At 36.2% G+C, this 16,328-nt stretch carries 20 protein-coding genes; 14 read left to right on the top strand and 6 right to left on the bottom strand.

The window, feature by feature from the left end; translation table 11 throughout:
* Positions 1 to 86 precede the first annotated feature (86 nt).
* Entirely contained in the window at positions 87 to 503 is a 417-nt protein-coding gene (locus LOK78_RS01900; RefSeq protein WP_232633315.1) for a hypothetical protein, read from the top strand.
* Here LOK78_RS01900 and LOK78_RS01895 read toward each other — a convergent pair.
* From LOK78_RS01895 to LOK78_RS01885, 3 genes are read right to left on the bottom strand one after another with little or no spacing between them, the layout of a single operon-like run.
* Positions 500 to 1,366 carry a hypothetical protein gene (locus LOK78_RS01895; RefSeq protein ID WP_232633314.1) on the bottom strand — a complete coding sequence of 289 codons (867 nt, stop codon included), beginning with the start codon at positions 1,364 to 1,366 and terminating at the stop codon, positions 500 to 502. The two genes, LOK78_RS01900 and LOK78_RS01895, sit on opposite strands and share 4 nt — an antisense overlap.
* A gap of 54 nt (positions 1,367 to 1,420) precedes the next feature.
* Positions 1,421 to 2,548, bottom strand: a complete 1,128-nt coding sequence (locus tag LOK78_RS01890; RefSeq protein WP_232633313.1) for a glycosyltransferase family 2 protein — start codon at positions 2,546 to 2,548, stop codon at positions 1,421 to 1,423.
* Entirely contained in the window at positions 2,545 to 3,342 is a 798-nt protein-coding gene (locus tag LOK78_RS01885) for a hypothetical protein (RefSeq protein ID WP_232633312.1), read from the bottom strand. The genes LOK78_RS01890 and LOK78_RS01885 overlap by 4 nt, the downstream gene beginning before the upstream one ends.
* 215 nt (positions 3,343 to 3,557) lie before the next feature.
* Here LOK78_RS01885 and LOK78_RS01880 point away from each other — a divergent pair, with 215 nt between their 5' ends.
* The 11 genes from LOK78_RS01880 (at position 3,558) to LOK78_RS01830 (ending at position 10,611) form a co-directional block, all read left to right on the top strand.
* Positions 3,558 to 4,193 (top strand): outer membrane beta-barrel protein, encoded by a 636-nt coding sequence (locus tag LOK78_RS01880; RefSeq protein ID WP_232633311.1) that lies wholly within the window; start codon positions 3,558 to 3,560, stop codon positions 4,191 to 4,193.
* Positions 4,193 to 4,750: a crossover junction endodeoxyribonuclease RuvC gene (ruvC, locus tag LOK78_RS01875; RefSeq protein WP_166957848.1), complete on the top strand. Its 558-nt coding sequence runs from the start codon at positions 4,193 to 4,195 to the stop codon at positions 4,748 to 4,750. The genes LOK78_RS01880 and ruvC overlap by 1 nt, the downstream gene beginning before the upstream one ends.
* A 36-nt stretch (positions 4,751 to 4,786) precedes the next feature.
* Positions 4,787 to 5,149, top strand: a complete 363-nt coding sequence (locus LOK78_RS01870) for a four helix bundle protein (protein WP_232633310.1) — start codon at positions 4,787 to 4,789, stop codon at positions 5,147 to 5,149.
* Positions 5,150 to 5,191: 42 nt separating this feature from the next.
* Positions 5,192 to 6,331 (top strand): radical SAM family heme chaperone HemW, encoded by a 1,140-nt coding sequence (hemW, locus tag LOK78_RS01865; protein ID WP_232633309.1) that lies wholly within the window; start codon positions 5,192 to 5,194, stop codon positions 6,329 to 6,331.
* Positions 6,332 to 6,344: 13 nt separating this feature from the next.
* Complete coding sequence (locus LOK78_RS01860) at positions 6,345 to 7,097, top strand: cyclase family protein (protein ID WP_232633308.1); 753 nt, start codon at positions 6,345 to 6,347, stop codon at positions 7,095 to 7,097.
* The gene (locus LOK78_RS01855) at positions 7,094 to 7,438 is read left to right on the top strand and encodes a DUF4260 domain-containing protein (RefSeq protein WP_232633307.1); all 345 of its coding nucleotides are present in this window, start codon (positions 7,094 to 7,096) and stop codon (positions 7,436 to 7,438) included. The genes LOK78_RS01860 and LOK78_RS01855 overlap by 4 nt, the downstream gene beginning before the upstream one ends.
* A 5-nt stretch (positions 7,439 to 7,443) precedes the next feature.
* Positions 7,444 to 8,061: a DUF4230 domain-containing protein gene (locus LOK78_RS01850; protein ID WP_232633306.1), complete on the top strand. Its 618-nt coding sequence runs from the start codon at positions 7,444 to 7,446 to the stop codon at positions 8,059 to 8,061.
* On the top strand, positions 8,058 to 8,417 hold the full coding sequence (locus LOK78_RS01845) for an MmcQ/YjbR family DNA-binding protein (RefSeq protein WP_053971213.1): 360 nt from the start codon (positions 8,058 to 8,060) through the stop codon (positions 8,415 to 8,417). The genes LOK78_RS01850 and LOK78_RS01845 overlap by 4 nt, the downstream gene beginning before the upstream one ends.
* A 228-nt stretch (positions 8,418 to 8,645) precedes the next feature.
* Positions 8,646 to 9,473, top strand: a complete 828-nt coding sequence (locus LOK78_RS01840) for a hypothetical protein (protein WP_166957838.1) — start codon at positions 8,646 to 8,648, stop codon at positions 9,471 to 9,473.
* A 99-nt stretch (positions 9,474 to 9,572) separates the two neighbouring features.
* The gene (locus LOK78_RS01835) at positions 9,573 to 10,151 is read left to right on the top strand and encodes a PhnA domain-containing protein (protein ID WP_166957836.1); all 579 of its coding nucleotides are present in this window, start codon (positions 9,573 to 9,575) and stop codon (positions 10,149 to 10,151) included.
* Between the two features lie 175 nt (positions 10,152 to 10,326).
* Positions 10,327 to 10,611, top strand: coding sequence for an STAS domain-containing protein (locus tag LOK78_RS01830; RefSeq protein WP_082316546.1), 285 nt, complete (start codon positions 10,327 to 10,329; stop codon positions 10,609 to 10,611).
* Here the strand turns inward: LOK78_RS01830 and LOK78_RS01825 are convergent, their stop codons facing one another.
* Entirely contained in the window at positions 10,612 to 11,049 is a 438-nt protein-coding gene (locus tag LOK78_RS01825; protein ID WP_232633305.1) for a YybH family protein, read from the bottom strand.
* A 38-nt stretch (positions 11,050 to 11,087) separates the two neighbouring features.
* Positions 11,088 to 12,188: a DUF4407 domain-containing protein gene (locus LOK78_RS01820; protein ID WP_232633304.1), complete on the bottom strand. Its 1,101-nt coding sequence runs from the start codon at positions 12,186 to 12,188 to the stop codon at positions 11,088 to 11,090.
* 258 nt (positions 12,189 to 12,446) lie between these two features.
* Between LOK78_RS01820 and LOK78_RS01815 the strand changes: the two genes are divergently transcribed.
* On the top strand, positions 12,447 to 12,974 hold the full coding sequence (locus tag LOK78_RS01815) for a hypothetical protein (protein ID WP_232633303.1): 528 nt from the start codon (positions 12,447 to 12,449) through the stop codon (positions 12,972 to 12,974).
* 339 nt (positions 12,975 to 13,313) lie between these two features.
* A complete protein-coding gene (locus tag LOK78_RS01810) occupies positions 13,314 to 14,150 on the top strand; it encodes an SGNH/GDSL hydrolase family protein (RefSeq protein ID WP_232633302.1) in 837 nt (278 codons plus the stop codon).
* A 62-nt stretch (positions 14,151 to 14,212) separates the two neighbouring features.
* Here LOK78_RS01810 and LOK78_RS01805 read toward each other — a convergent pair whose 3' ends face one another.
* Positions 14,213 to 16,327, bottom strand: coding sequence for a M56 family metallopeptidase (locus tag LOK78_RS01805; protein ID WP_232633301.1), 2,115 nt, complete (start codon positions 16,325 to 16,327; stop codon positions 14,213 to 14,215).
* Position 16,328 lies beyond the last annotated feature (1 nt).

Here is a 16,328-nt window from a genome sequence, read left to right as displayed (position 1 = left end):
CGTACTTTTCGGTGTCATAACAACACATGAAAGGTATCGCTTTTGTTTTTGGGCTGTTGTTGCTAATTTCTTGCGACGATTTAAAAGTGAAAAAAACATCTTCTGAAGCCATTTTAAATGAAGAACTCAAAACATTTAATTGGAACGAAGTAGATGCCTATCCCTCTTTTTCGGTATGTGATGAATCCTTAAATCAAAATCAGCGTAAGGAGTGTTTTCAAACTACTTTGACTAAGCTTATTACCAGAAAACTTACTTCTGAAAATGTAGTCGTAACAAGAGACGTGAAGGATACCATTTTATTGAAATTCCAAATCTCAAAAGATGGCCTTCTCAATCTACTTTCGGTAGAAGCCGATTCTTTAACTTATAAGGAAATCCCCAATTTAAATGGGTTGCTTCGAGTAGGCCTGGATTCACTTCCTGAGGTTTATCCGGCACTAAAACGCGGACAACAGGTCACTACAGAATTTGTACTTCCTGTGGTGGTTATGGTAGACTAAAATTCCATTTTCAATCCAGCAGCAAAATCCACAGGGAAATCGGCGTAATTGTCTATTAAAACGGCATAGATGTGGTGGTAGTCCAAAATCAATGATATTTTTTTGAATAGTCTAATATCTGCCCCCAGTCCTAAAATAAAAGGAGCGTCAAGCCCAGATGAAGATTCCGTAAATTCCATCCCGTTTTCATCTATTTGGGTGATACGGGCAAAATTAAAGGTGGCCGCTTTTAAATTGGCATACATATCAAAGCCATTAAAATTCAAGAATTTGAATTTGTATCCCAAGGATAGTTGGGTTAATTGATGTTTAAATTCGTTGGTGTCTGGCTCGTATCTTAAGTTAAAGAAGATTGAATGCCTCGGAAGTTTTTTCTTGTTGAACAATTCTATTTCTGCACCAAAAAATGTCGTGGTTTCATCCGTTGGATTTTCAACAAATGGATGATTGGTCATACCTCCAAATAAGGCTAATGAAGTCCCTAGTTTAGTTCTTTCCTTGGCATTAAAATTGGGATCCACGCTTTTGTTGTAATCATTTAAAAATTCTCGCAAATCAAAAAGGGTGAGGTTAACTTTATCTACCTTTTTCATTGGGACTGAAGTCAACGATTGCAAGACAGATTTGTATTGCTCTTGATACCGTTTGTCTTCCCCTCTGGTATTTAAAAGCTCTACTATGTCACCGCTTTCTGTTTTGATGAAATATCTGAATTTTTTGTCTGAAACATTCCAGAGTAAGTCCAATTTTCCTTCTACTTCCGTTTCAAGTGTAAGGGTTTCATTGTCAATTTGGTAATCGGTTTGAGCAAAAAATGTAAAGCAGGTGAAAAAGAGTAGGGCGGCTATTAAAGGGTGTCTCATGAGAAAAACTTTTCTAGGGTAAATCTAATAAAAAAAGATAGATTTCCTATTGACCTAATTTTTGAAGACTCTATCCTTCCAAACATATTGTTTTCTGAAGGAAAAGATGGCCATTGCTGAGCAATAAAATGGATAAATCAAAGTGCTAAAAACAAAGGATTTTAAAAGGTGTTCTTGGGAAGTGAACCTTGTCATCTTATAAAGAAATAAAAAGTCAATTGCTGATTTTAAGAAGAATAATTTTATAAAAGTGACTAAGGGAATTAAACCAAATATGGAAAGAAAAATACCAGTAACTATAACCATGTTTGTTGCGAAAACTAGTAAGGCAAGCCCTTTTCCAAATGCACTTCCGTAATGACCAGTTTTGGAAGCCCATCTAATCCTTTGGTTTTTGAGGGCTTTAAAGTTTGCCGTTGGTTGCGTCTTCACTAGGGCATGTTCTGATTTTAAAAAATGAACTTCGTTCGGATATTTTTCTCCTGCTTGCTGAAGCAAAAAAACATCATCTCCACTTGCAAGATGATCATGGTTTTCAAAACCGTTAAGAATTTTAAAGAGTGATTTTTTGTAAGCCAAATTAGCTCCATTACACATAAAGGGTTTCTTCATTCCAAAACTGCCAATGGTAGTGCCAATTAAACTTAAAAAGTCCAAGGTTTGAAATTTGTGGAAAAAGGAAGATTTATTAAAGTAGGTGACCGGGCCAGCAATCAGAACAGACTTGTTTTTTTGTATAAACCCATCAAAACTGCTCAGCCAATATTTAGGGAGTTTACAATCGGCATCGGTAGTAATGATCCAAGGATGTTTGGCTTGGACGATAGCTGTATTGATGGCATCTTTTTTTGGGGAATGTGACTTTCTGTTGTTTTTTAGAATGGAATATTCAAAAGCATGTGTTTTCTTAAAATGTTCTACAACCATTACCGAGGTGTCTGTAGATTTATCGTCTACAAAAAGCACTTCAAACATAAGCTTTGGATAATCTAGTTGAGAAAGGGATTCCAAAAGAACGGGTAGGTTTTCTGCTTCGTTCCTAAAGGGAATAATTATGGAAAATGAGGTGGTTTCCTTGATGTCTTCTAAATGGAATTTTTCCACTTTTTCAAAACCAGTAATAAGCCGCCCTATGACAATAAGATACACGATGGTGACGATGGAAAAAACCAATATTATCATGCGGAAACTGGGTCTGGGAATTTAAATTTCAAAACAAAATAACTTCCTAAAATGGCTGGAAGGGCCCAATTGAGTATCCACATGGAGGTGGTGACACCAAGAATGGTTAGTTCGTTGACGCCTGCATAACTGAACAAGTAAATCCCTAAGCTTCCTTTTATGGCTAAATCCAAAATAAAAACCGTTGGTACCAAAGAAGCTAAAAGATACATACTGCTTACAATTATCATACTATCAAAATAGGAGAGTTGGACACCTGCCAAATTCAGAAGAACAAAAAATTGAAAGGAAAAAACTAAGTATCTTAAAAGTGAAAGAGTCCATATGTTTACATAAACCTTGATAGAAATAGCTTTGTAGAATCTAAATAAGCTATTAACGGCATAGCCCTTAACATATAAATCCTTTTGACTTAACTTTTTTATAATAAATGTGATCCCTAGCAAGCAAGCCAATATAAAGATGGTCGAGAAAAGTAATGTGTTTTGAGGGTTGTATTGTCTGACGAAAATCAAAAGTCCAAAGATTCCAAAAATAATGGTTGCTCCCAATTGTGATAGGTTCCCCAGTAATTTTAATAATACGATTTTCTTTCTTTCACTCGGCGCAAAATAAATGGCCTTAACGCCGTATTCTGCTATTTTATTGGGTGTAAAAATAGAAGCCGTAAGTGACGCTAGGGATTGCTCTAAGGCCTCCAAGAAGGTGATCTTAATTAGGGGTTTGACCAAAATTTTCCACTTTGAAACTTCCAAGAACCAATTGAGAGAACTCAAAAGGATTAAGAACCCCATGTTTTTTATAGAATAAAGTTTTGTTTGGCTTATGAAGCTATTGAGATCTTTGGTTTTGAGGTCCGAATTAAGGAAAACCTTGTAGTAAATAAAATAGAAGGCCGCAAGAACTAGCCCCATTTTTACAAGCACAAAAAAGAATTGTTTAGTTTTGTATGGATTGGATTCAGTCACATTTTAAGCTGTCAACGAATACAAATTAAATTGAATAACACATGAGCACCAAATTTACTTTTCCAAAAACCCTACTTATCCTTGGTATTCTAATTTTGAGCACTCAAGGTTTTTCACAAATGGAGGCAGCCAAATGGAAGGCGCAACTGTCATTAGGAATCAATCACCCTGACGGATCTGGTTATCCTAGACCCTTTTATGCAAAGGACATCAATTTCCCAACGGTAAACTTGGGGGTTCAACATATGTTTAAAGAACGCTTAGGAGCCAAATTGGACTTTGGATTTAATCGGTTTTCTAGTTTAAATGATACTCCGGCGTTTAAAACTAACTATACCAGAATCAATGCCCAAATCGTATATGATGCCTCCTCTTGGATGAGACCCATCTCTTATAGAATGGGACTGGTGGGTCATGCAGGTCCCGGTTATTCTATAATTAAACCATTGGGAATTTACAGAGACAACACTAATTCTTATTTAAATGCCATGGCAGGTATTGAAGTGCATTATGGAATTACCAGATCACTATCAGTATTTGCTGATACGTCCTTCATCTATGGGTTTGCAAAAGATTTCGATCCTATTACAGATGGTTATGGCTCTTTCAATGGCAATTTATGGACTTTTACGGTAGGTGTTTCTGTATCATTAAGTGGATGTTATTATTGTGATTAATGGCTAAAGAAAAAATCATATTGGGTATTGATCCCGGAACAACGATTATGGGGTTTGGTTTGATAAAGGTGGAGGGGAAATCCATGAAGTTTTTACAACTTAATGAACTCGACCTTAAGAAATATACGGACCATTATCTGAAACTGAAGAAGATTTTTGAAAGAACCATAGAATTGATCGATACCTACCATCCCGACGAAATTGCAATTGAAGCACCTTTCTTTGGTAAGAATGTGCAGAGTATGCTGAAGTTAGGACGGGCTCAAGGAGTGGCTATGGCTGCTGGGTTGTCTAGAGAAGTTCCTATCACTGAATACTCCCCCAAAAAAATTAAGATGGCCATCACAGGTAATGGAAATGCGAGCAAGGAACAAGTAGCCAAAATGCTCCAAAGTACCTTAGGCTTGAAAGAATTGCCTAAGAATTTGGATGCTACCGATGGTTTGGCCGCAGCGGTTTGCCATTTTTACAATGAAGGTCGGGTAGAGGTAGGAAAAAGTTATTCTGGATGGGCTAGTTTTGTCAAGCAAAACGCTTCAAAGATCAATAAACAATAAACAGATATCAATTCAAAAAGAATAACAGGTGTTTTCATGGAGGGAAAAACGGGAAATCCTTTGACTGATAAGTCCTATCTTCTGGCATTAAAAATTGTTGCCACCTACAAGTGTTTAGTTAAAAATCATAAGGAGTACGTTTTGTCAAAACAATTATTGCGAGCAGGAACTTCTATTGGCGCCAATGTAGCGGAAGCTAATGGTGCGATTTCTAAAGCCGATTTTTCAGCTAAAATTTCAATTGCTTATAAAGAATGTTTGGAAACTAAATACTGGTTAAATCTTTTAAAGGATTCTGATTTTATTTCAGAGATAGAATTTGATTCGTTATATGAACAATCAGACGAAGTAGCTAAGATTTTATTTTCAATTCTAAAAACAACACGTATAAATAAATGATTGTTTATTGTTAATTATTCACTGTTAATTGAACATTGAAACATGGCTGGAATCTACATCCATATTCCTTTTTGTAAACAAGCCTGTCATTATTGTGACTTTCATTTTTCAACTTCTTTAAAAAAGAAAGATGAACTTGTTCAAGCTCTAATGGAAGAGTTGGTTTTAAGAAAGGACGAATTAAAAAACCAAGCCATTGAAACCATTTACTTTGGCGGCGGAACTCCAAGTCTTCTCAGTCTTGAGGAGCTAGAGCATATTCTAAATACCATAAACAAGCATTTTGAGGTGATTGATACACCTGAAATCACTTTGGAAGCCAATCCAGATGATTTGACTCCAGTTAAAATAGAACAATTGGCCAGTTCACCCATTAACCGATTGAGTATTGGGGTGCAATCCTTTTTTGAAGAAGATTTAAGGACGATGAATCGAGCTCATAACTCAAGTGAAGCCAAACAGTGTTTGGAATTGGCCGTTAAACATTTTGATAATATTACCGTCGATTTAATTTACGGTATACCCCATATGTCCATAGATAAATGGAAAGCCAATTTACAGACGGTATTTGACCTGGGAATTCCCCATATTTCAAGTTATGCCCTTACTGTGGAGCCTAAAACGGCATTGGCCAGTTTTATTAAACAAGGCAAATATCCGCCAGTAGATGAAAATCTATCCAAAGAGCATTTTGATATCTTGATTGAGGAAACTGTTCGACAAGGCTATGTGCAGTATGAAATTTCAAACTTTGGAAAGCAAGGGTATTTCTCCAAACACAATACCTCCTATTGGCAAGGGAAACACTATTTGGGCATTGGACCTTCGGCACATTCCTTTAATGGGCAACAACGCAGTTGGAATATCCCTAACAATACCAAATACATTCAAGGCATTCAGAAAAAGGAATTGCCATCGCAGATAGAGGATTTAACCATTCAGGACCAATATAATGAATATGTAATGACTGGACTTCGCACCATTTGGGGTGTTTCCATTAACCAAGTAGAAGAAGGTTTTGGATTGGAGTTTAAGAATTATTTACTCAAACATGCTGAGAAATTCATAAAGCAAGAGGTGTTGGCTCTAATAGAAACAGATTCAGGTGATACCATTTTAAAAACAACGGAAAAAGGGAAATTTTTAGCCGACGGATTGGCATCTGAGCTTTTTTGGATTTAGTATCTTTGAGATTATGATTACAACTATTCAATACAATTCAAGAAAATTACAAATAGATTTATCAAAACCAGTAGATCTCTCTATTCCTATAAAGGCAATAAAAGATACCGTAAATGCGTGGTATGTTGAGGAACCCAAGATTTCTCCCGTGAAGATGGGGGAGTGGGTAGGTAGTGTAGAGAAAGGTTCGGCAGTAAACTTTAATGATATTTGGTTTAACCCACATGCTCATGGAACGCATACCGAATGTGTAGGGCATATCACAGATGAGGTGCATTCTGTAAATCATCATTTAAAAAAATATTTCTTTTTGGCAGAGTTAATTACGGTAGCTCCTGAAAAAATGAATGGCGATTTTGTTATTTCCAAGAAACAAATTCAATTTGCCTTAGGAAATAAAAAACGGGATGCCATTATCATAAGGACTATTCCCAATACCAAAGAAAAATTGACGCAACAGTGGTCTAATTCCAATCCACCTTATTTGTTGGCAGAAGCAGTCATTTATTTACGGGAAAAGGGTATAGAGCATCTTTTGATTGATTTGCCCAGTGTGGATAAGGAAAAAGATGAAGGCCGATTGGAATCTCATAACGCCTTTTGGAACACTAGTGGAAGAATTAGATACGAAGCAACGATTACAGAGTTGATTTATGTACCTAATGATGTGAAGGATGGTGAATATTTTTTGAACTTACAAGTGGCCCCAATAGATAATGATGCATCACCAAGTAGGCCCATTTTATACCAAGTTTTGGAATCATGAAAGTCATTTTGAAATTAGAAGAATTAGCCATGTTCCTATTGGGAATATTTCTTTTTAGTCAATTGTCTTTTAGTTGGTGGTGGTTTTTGGTCTTTATAATGGCTCCAGACATTGGAATGTTGGGATATTTAAAAAATGAAAAAATAGGTGCGTGGTTTTACAACCTTTTTCATCATAAGGGATTAGCCCTTTTGTTGTATTTGGTGGGTGTTTATAGTTCTAACGAAACCATACAGTTTGCTGGAATTATTTTATTTGCTCATGCATCTTTTGATAGGTTGCTTGGATATGGTTTGAAGTATGAACAAGGGTTTAAGTTTACTCACCTAGGTGAAATATAAGAAATATGGAAGCGTTTTTAGGTCTTGTAATTGGCATATTGGTTACCATGGCGTTGGTGACCTTGGTGAAACATGTGAAGTCTAAACAAGTCAGACATTCTCAATCCATTATCCTTCTGGATAAAATTCAAAAGGTTTGTAAGTTTATTACTGTTGAAGGAGACTTTGCTGAGATTTACCATTATGAAGACGTTAAGGAAAAGTTTCTGAAATTAATTTCAAGTCGGAAAAAGGCATTAGTAGTTATCAACGCTAAGGCTTATGTAGGATTTGATTTTTCTAAAGTAAAATTACGGGCCGATGAGAATAATAAGAAAATCATTCTTCAAGAGTTTCCCCAGCCTGAAGTATTGAGTATTGAGACCAATCTCAACTACTATGATAAAAAGGATGGTATGTTTAATAAATTTGACGCCTCCGATTTAACAGGATTACATAATGATGCCAAACAACATATTCTGGAAAAAGTGCCAGAGAGTGGTTTGTTTGCCATAGCCCAAAAGGAAGCATTGGATGCTATTTTAATGATGGAGACCATGGTGCAGACCATCGGATGGAAGCTGGATTATTCCACGCTGAAAATTGACAAGAAGGACCAAGCCATAATCGATAAGCAATCATGAATATAGAAGATTTAAGAGCCTATTGTCTGGGTAAATCCCAGGTAACCGAAGCTTTTCCTTTTGATGAGCATACTTTGGTATTTAAGGTGCTGGGGAAGATTTTTGCTTTTGTTCCGCTAGAAAAGTGGGAAGCTGGTGAACCCACCATTAGTCTGAAGTGTGATCCAGATTACGCTCTAGAGTTAAGAGCTCAGTACTCAGGTATTCAAGGCGCTTTTCATCTTAATAAAACCCATTGGAATTCAGTTGATTTAGGTAATGGTGAGGTTTCCATAGCACTTTTAAAGTCTCTAATCAACCATTCATATGATTTGATTGTAAAAAGTCTTCCTAAGAAACAGCAAGATTTAATTTAGTCAATTTAGCAGTGTTTATTGGTTCTTCCATAGCCTGATGGAAATTATTTTTGGTCTTGTAAGTTGCTGATTGTTAAAGCAATGTTTTTTTTCGTATCTTTATAAGGAATTTCTTTCACACCCCTATTCTAATTACATAGCGCACTTCCCCAAAAGTAACAAGGATTGTCCCAAATAGAATGTAGTTAATATTATAAACCAATATACTAACTCTAAATTTCTATTATTATGAAAACAATCAACCGTTTTTTAATGGCAATGGCTGTTATGCTATTTTTTGCCACTAATACTTCTCAAGCCCAAGAAGAAAATACCAGACCCAAGTTTATTTCAGTAACAACCATGCATTGGAACATGGGAATGGATCCTGATGACTTTAGTATGGATGAATGGAAAGCTGTAGAGAAGGAATATGTCGATAAGGTAATCAAGAACAACGAGTATGTTATCGGTGTGAGTTATTACACCCACTACATTACGCCTTCAAACACCGAAATCCTTTTTGTAAAAACTTATCCCTCTTGGGAAGCCATTGAAAAATCTGCAGAGCGTGAAGCCGAATTGGCAAAAACCGCTTGGGGTAGTGAAGCGGCCATCGAGAAGTTTTTTAAAAAGAGAAACAATTACTATATGTTAGAGCATTCTGACGAAATTTATGTCCCTATTGACGGTGCTAAATTAATGGATGGAGCCCCTTCAGATGGAATGATACTCTATGTAAGAAAAAATAAGCTTTCCAATTATTTAGATGGTACTGAAAAAGAATTCATGGAAGGTCACATGCTACATGCCAATAATATTGTTAATAAAAACGAGTTTGTTAAGGCTTATTATCCGCACATGCATGCTTGGGGGGCAGATAAAAGTGAATTTATAGAGGCTTACTTTATAAGTTCAATGGCCGATTATGAAAAAATGTTTGAAAGAAACGAAGCCTTGGCTAAAGAAAAATGGTCAGAGTCTGAACGTGAATCCATGGGTAAAAAGTACGGTAAGTATTTTACGGGTGAACACGGAGATTATATTTATAAGTACGTAGGAGGTATTACTAACTAAAACCTAATTCTTATTTAAACGAAAAGGGGGCAATTTAGCCCCTTTTTTTATTGCACTAATCGAAATCTCAGGGTATTTTTGCATCAAATAAATGTGATTATGAGTATTCGACAAACATTGGAAGAAAGAAGCCAAAATTCGTGTGAATTATGTGGCTCAAAAGAAAAGCTTGAAGTCTATATGATTCCCCCTTCTCTTAATGAAACTGTAGATAATAGTTTGTTGGTATGTAATACTTGTAAGGGGCAGATTGAGGAAACCTCAGACATGGATTCCAATCATTGGCGTTGTTTAAATGATAGTATGTGGAGTGAATTTGTACCTGTTCAAATTATGGCTTGGCGAATGTTGCATCGCATCAAGAAAGAAGGTTGGCCACAAGACTTACTAGATATGATGTATTTGGACGATGAGGCCTTAGCCTTAGCCAAGGCAACAGGTGAAGATAAAGACGAGAGTGAAAAAATAATCCATAGGGATGTGAACGGTGTAATCTTAGAAACCGGTGACTCTGTGGTATTGATCAAGGACTTAAAAGTAAAAGGATCTTCTATGGTTGCCAAACAAGGGACCGCCGTAAGAAATATTAGACTGGACCATGAAAATGCCCAATATATAGAGGGTAAAGTAGACGGGCAACAAATCGTTATTGTCACCGAATACGTCAAAAAGGTGTAGGTTTTAGACTAATAAAAAAGTAGGTCGTCGGAGTATTTGGTAATCCAAATAATTTAATCTAAATGGCTGGTTTTTAATCGAATTAATTCAGGTTCGAAAGAAAAAAAGTCTATCTTAGCAGTCCCTTTTCCTGATTAATGGCATAAAGTATTAAGCAATTAAAATTTATGTTATTATGAACCTCATTATCAAGCAAAAAGAAAATCATTTTGAACTTTCAGGGTTTTTAACTCGACAAAACCTACCTCGTTTTCAGAGGAGATTCCAAGACATTTTTCAAAAGCATTCCGAAGTAAAGGTAAACATTGAAGGCCTTAGAAGTATTGACCGCTTTGGTGTCATGGCTCTGGCTAGATTGCATAACCATGCTTTAATGCAAGAAAAAGCATTTTCCATTATAGGTTACGGTAGTAAGGAACTCTATGAAGAGTTTCAGACCGAGGATGTACTGGTGGCTTAATTAGCAGGAAAGATCTGCTATGATGCGCCATTGGCCGTCTATCTTTTTAAAGATGATCAAAAACACGCCATCGGCATTGCCTATGTCTCGTTTTAGGTGAAACTCACCCATAACATAATAACTTTCGTTTTCTATGGGTGATATGCTTTTGATGATAAAATGAAGGGTCCCACTTTCTTTGGAAGTGGGATATCCTTTTTTATAATTATCTAATGTTTTTTGCCAACCACTGGCAATCCCTTGACTTCCGAAGAAATTTAAGGAGTCACTTTTCCAATAGCCTTCCATAAACCCTTCCAAATCGTGCTGGTTCCAAGCCTTTTCCTGTTCCTTCATGACAGCCAAAATGGCTTCTTGGTCTGAATTATAGGTGGTGGTTTGTGCCAAACCCAGTTGGCAGGTAAGCAGCAGTACTAATGCAAAAAAAATAGGCTTCATAACGTGGTGTTTATAAAGCCTAATGTAATGATAATTGCTTAAAGCGCTTTCTTTTGATGTTTAAAAAAGGCATCGGCCTGCAATTGCATAAGCTCTCGTGCCTTTTTCTTTTTGTAAGCATACAATTCCTCTTCGTCTGCAATGTCGTTGTAAATCTTGTTGTTTAGAGTTCTATCTGTTTCCAGAAGAACCTTACGTTCGTTAACTTTTTGTTCTACCCAAGTTTTTACAGCTGTTTCGGCATCTTCCAGTTTAAAGTCATATTCCCCTTTTGGAGAAAGTAACTTGGCGATGATAGGAGAAGTTTCAATAGCTAAGAACAAAAGAAATATAAAAAACGACGGCAGCCATGGTAATGAATCCAAGGCATTGACACGGGCCATCAAACCGTCAAAACCATCTATAATGGGTTGGGTATTGGTAACCTGCTGGTCATATTGCGTCTTTAACTGAGAGATTTGTGTCTCTGTTTCTGCTATTTTTTGTTTATTTTCTGCTTTTAATTGCTGCAGTTCGGAAAGGGCAGCATCGTGTTTATCGCGTTTTTCTTGATACACCGGGCCTTTTCCCAATTTCATGGTGCCAGAGGTGCCTTCGGCCTCAGTGATGTAGGTATTGTAAAGGTTGTTTACCTCGGTTTCCTTGTCATCTATTTGCTTTTGTAGACTGATGAGGTCATTTTCTAAAGCTGTTATCTCAGGATTGTATTGTTCGGCTATTTGGTTTTGATTGGCCAAGGTGAGCTCGTTTTTTTGTTCCAATAGCACTTGGTCTATTTCCTTTTCAAAGATTTTAAGTTCTAGAGGTTTTGAGATGACCACTGCAATGATAACTGCCAGAATGATACGTGGGGTAGCTTGAATGATTTCATCCAACACCTGATTTCTTTTTTTGATGGTAGAAACGATAAACCTATCGAGATTAAAGATGAGCAGTCCCCAAATAAATCCAAAAAAGATGGCTGCCAAGAGATTGTCAAAAACTGTGTAGAGAGCATAGCCAGAAGCAATAAAGGCCATTAATGCCGTAAAAAAGACCGTGCCGCCTATACCGGCATATTTGTTCTGCTCGCCATTTGAGCATTGATTCAGAATGTCTATATCTGCGCCACTGCAGAGAATAAAAAATTGTTTAATCATAACTGTTCGTTTTGTGGTTGATTGATAGGGTATTAGAACGCAAAAAATAAGGAATTGTTACATAGTGTTGATAAATTAAATGATAAGAGGTCTGTTTGAAAATAGATGACGTAGGAAATTGTTTTCAATAGTGAATTGAAATCCGTAGTTTCGTTCCTACTTGAATTATAATCTTATATGAACCTTAATTTTGTAAAAACCTGCTTTTCCATTTTTTTAATTGGCTTTATAATTTCCTGCGGAACTTCGAGAAAAACAATGTTGATAGAAAACAGCAGTAATCGGGTCAAGGATAGTTTGGCTTTTGAACTTTGCAAAATGTATGGGCTTGATCAAGGGGTAAGGGAGTCAAGTGGTTTTCAAGGCAAATGGAACTTTATATTTTCGGTTGATTCTCTAAATTTTGACAGGGCTATGACCTTTATCAAAAAATATGGTTATCCCACTGAAAGTCTTGTGGGGAGTGATAATTATAAAATAGAATGTGTTTCTAGTTCGTTTTTTGCCATTTTATTACATAACCCACATCGCATAGTTAATGAAAGGGAACATTATAAAACCTTGTTGAATGAGGTGCATGAAAAAAGATTGTCTCCTTCAGAGTTTGCCAATATTATTGATAAATACTACTGGATTAAAAGAGGCAATAATAAAAGGGTTTTAGTGGGATCTGACTTCGGAAAACCTTGTTTGGAAACCAAAGAAGAAACCAATCAAATTAGAAAAGAAATCGGTTTGCCGTTACTCCAGGATTCTGAATTTATAAATTGTCCTGAGAAAATGTAATAGATAAAAGTAGATTCAGCTTTTCTATATGAACTAGTTTTTAAATAGTTATTAAAATGAGTTATAAAATAATCATAGGGTTTATCTCATTTCTGATTAGTTTAGGATCTGCTTTATTAATCAAGCCACACATAGAGGGCTATCTGAAATCAATTGGAGTAGTTTATTTGGTATGTGTCTTGTTTACTGGAATTGGCTTGGTCGTTATTTACCAATTCATAACTAAATACATTTGGCGAATCAAGAACCTATAAGAACCGTTTAATTATTTGGGATATCTGTGAAAGTTCAAATTAAAATGGTGTCCCATTGTCTCATCCATAAAAAATATTAGTCGAAATGAGAAACATCTTTTTAATAATCATGGTTTGCTGTGCTTGGGGAGTGCGGTCTCAAGATAAAACCATGGATAACGATATCCATGTCCTATTTATAGGAAATAGTTTGACCTATTTTTACGATATGCCGCAAACGCTTCAAATGATGCTCAACGAAACGCACCCCAATATTAAAATTCACCAAAGCACGTTTCCTGGTCAGGATTTATCTGGTCACATGAATGATATAATCACTACACAAACAGAAAATGAAATCCATACTCGTAAAAAAGTGGAAGGTGAACAAACAGAAACCGAACTTAAGTTGGCTGAAAGGAGATGGGATGTGATTATTTTACAAACTGGAACCGTTGCTGTTTTGATTCCAGAAAACTTGGAGTTTAAAGTAAATAAAGCTATTTCTGAGATAAAGCATAAAGTAGGAAACCCAGATGCTAAGTTTATACTTTTCAGTACCTGGCCATCCAAGGAAGGATATCCAAAGCAATACTGTTATCCGTCGAGACATGTGGATTTATCCATAGAAAAAAGGACATGTTGCTCACCAAAATTTGAAAGTATGGATCACGAAATGGAGAACATTATTGCATCCTATACTTTGGTAGCTAAGGAAAATGATTTAATAAAATCAAACAACGGTGAAAAGTACTTTGAGGTTCTCACTCAATTTCCGGAATTAGAGCTTTATGATGATGATATTCATCCAAATAAGAAAGGTGCCTTTTTAAATGCCTGTATCTTTTACCAATTACTCACAAACAAAAAGGCAACTGATTTAAAATACATTGGGAGTATCGAACCGGAAATGGCCAAACTTTTAAAGCAAATTGCTGGATAAAAGGCTGCTTTATCAACAAGTATTCTAAAATAAAAAGCCTCGAAAATATCGAGGCTTTTTATTTATTTTTTTGACCAGAACTTGACGGTTCCTTTGTGGTCGTTAATGTTTGTGTTGATGTTAATATTTGGTTCCTTTTTAACGATTTTTAAAATCTCGTCATAAGTTACTTTCTTGTCATTGTAATAGTAGGTGATATCATCATTTTTATGGCTTTTTACAAAGTCGTAAGCCGTTTTAGGAGTTTCAATCACTTCAATGACCTCTGGTGATTCTGGAGCAGGAGGTGGCGGTGGTGGCGGTACGGGTGTTATATCTTCTTTACGGGCTTGATCCATATAAGCCTGGTGCAGTTTCATCACCTCAGTGTATTGATTCTTTAAATCTTCTTGCGAGCCCTTGTTGTTTTTTATATAAGCACTCACCGCTTTGCTATAGGACTCCGTTTCCTTTGTATATTGGTTGTGTATCTTAAGGAATTCTTGAGACATGCTTTCCATTTCAACATGAGGTACTGGTGGCGGAGGGGGTGGAGGTGGAATGTTAGGAAAAGGCTCTGCATGGGCTTTTTGTTCTTTAGTCATCAAGCCGTATAAGTATTCCAAGCGTTCTACCTCTTTTTTCAGGAACCTTTGCTCTTCTTTGGGTTGTGAATTATACTTTTTGGCCAACCTATTGTACTCGGCTATTTGTGCTTTGGAGGCGCCTTCTTGCAGCGAATGAATGCTTACGCTTCCGTTGGGATTCTTTGTTAATGAAGAGTTATTAGGATCTCTAATGACTCCATCAGACACAGTGATTTCTCCAAATTGATTCCGTAGCGAATTTGCAATTTGCATTAAAACATCATAACGTAGATTTTCTCCCTTTGTATTGATGTATAAATCGGATTTTTGATTGTTGGTGATTTGCTTAAAGTCATCCAGTAATTTGTCAAAATTGGTGGACTTACCATTTAAGATTAGCCTTGTCGGATTTTGTTCAACTTGTAGTTCAGGAATGTCTAAATTCCTTATCACAGTATTTGAAGTTTTTTGATCATTCTCCATGAATGAAGAGCAAATACTGAAATGTTTAACATCCTTAGAGCGTATGAAGTCCGTTATCTGTTTATTGACCTTTTTTATAGTTTTCTCTGGGCGGCTTTCAGGGAACACAAGTTTGATTTGTATATGGTCTTCAATGTTAGTGATTTGGGATAGTTCTTCAATAGTGATTTCTTTAGATTGAAAATACAGTTTACCCGTTTCATCAACTTGTAATTCAATATCACTTTTTTTATTTTCAATTGTTAGTTGATTTTGAATGAGATTGGAATGGAATACTTCTTTTCTGCTTCTAAAACTATAAATCAATAGGGCTAGCAATGGCAGTAATACCAAGCTTTTGAGCCATTTGACCTGTTTTGATGTGTGTGTTTTCATAACTGTAAGTCGTTTTTTGATTAATGAATAATTGATGGATGATACCAGTTGGTTGTGTGATGATGAAATGGAATAGTCCAACAGTATGTTTTGATAGTTTTTGGTTTCAAAGCCATGTGACAATACCGCTTGGTCTGCCAAAAACTCATGATTCAGTTTGATGTCCTTTTTGATTAAATAAATCAACGGATGAAACCAAAGCAGGATTTGCATCACTTCTAAGAGTAGGATGTCTAACGTGTGTTTTTGCTCCACATGGATCTGTTCATGGAGCAGTATTTCGTCTGGAATGTTTTTGGAGTCAAATTGGCTTTTTTCAACAAAGACATATTTTAAAAAGGTATGGGGAACAATGCTTTCAAGTATCAAAACCTGAATGTATGCTTCGCGGGGAATTTTCTGGTTCCGTTTGATTTTTAAGTGCAGACTCCAAAGATTTTTGATAAAACGTAGTCCGAAGAACAATACTCCAGAACCGTATATAACTCCTAAATATAAGGCCCAATTGAAGGGTTCCTCTGTAGGCATGTCTTCCATGGGAAGCAGTGTGGGATCAAATGGAACACCTTCTGGTTCTGCAGGGATTTCCACATAAGTGTTCCACGTTACTAGCGGAATCAGGAAAGCCGCTACTAAACTGCCCAATAGGTAAAAACGTTTGAATTGGTGGATGCTTTCACGTTCTAAAATCAGCTTGTAAAATAGCATCAATACCAATAAGCAACCCGATGATTTCAATAAATAGATCAGCATC

The sequence above is a fragment of the Mangrovimonas futianensis genome, assembly GCF_021245805.1.
Classification (GTDB): Bacteria; Bacteroidota; Bacteroidia; order Flavobacteriales; family Flavobacteriaceae; genus Mangrovimonas; species Mangrovimonas futianensis.
The sequence above is the reverse complement of the archived record's forward strand: the minus strand, read 5'-3'. Positions and strand labels throughout refer to the sequence as shown.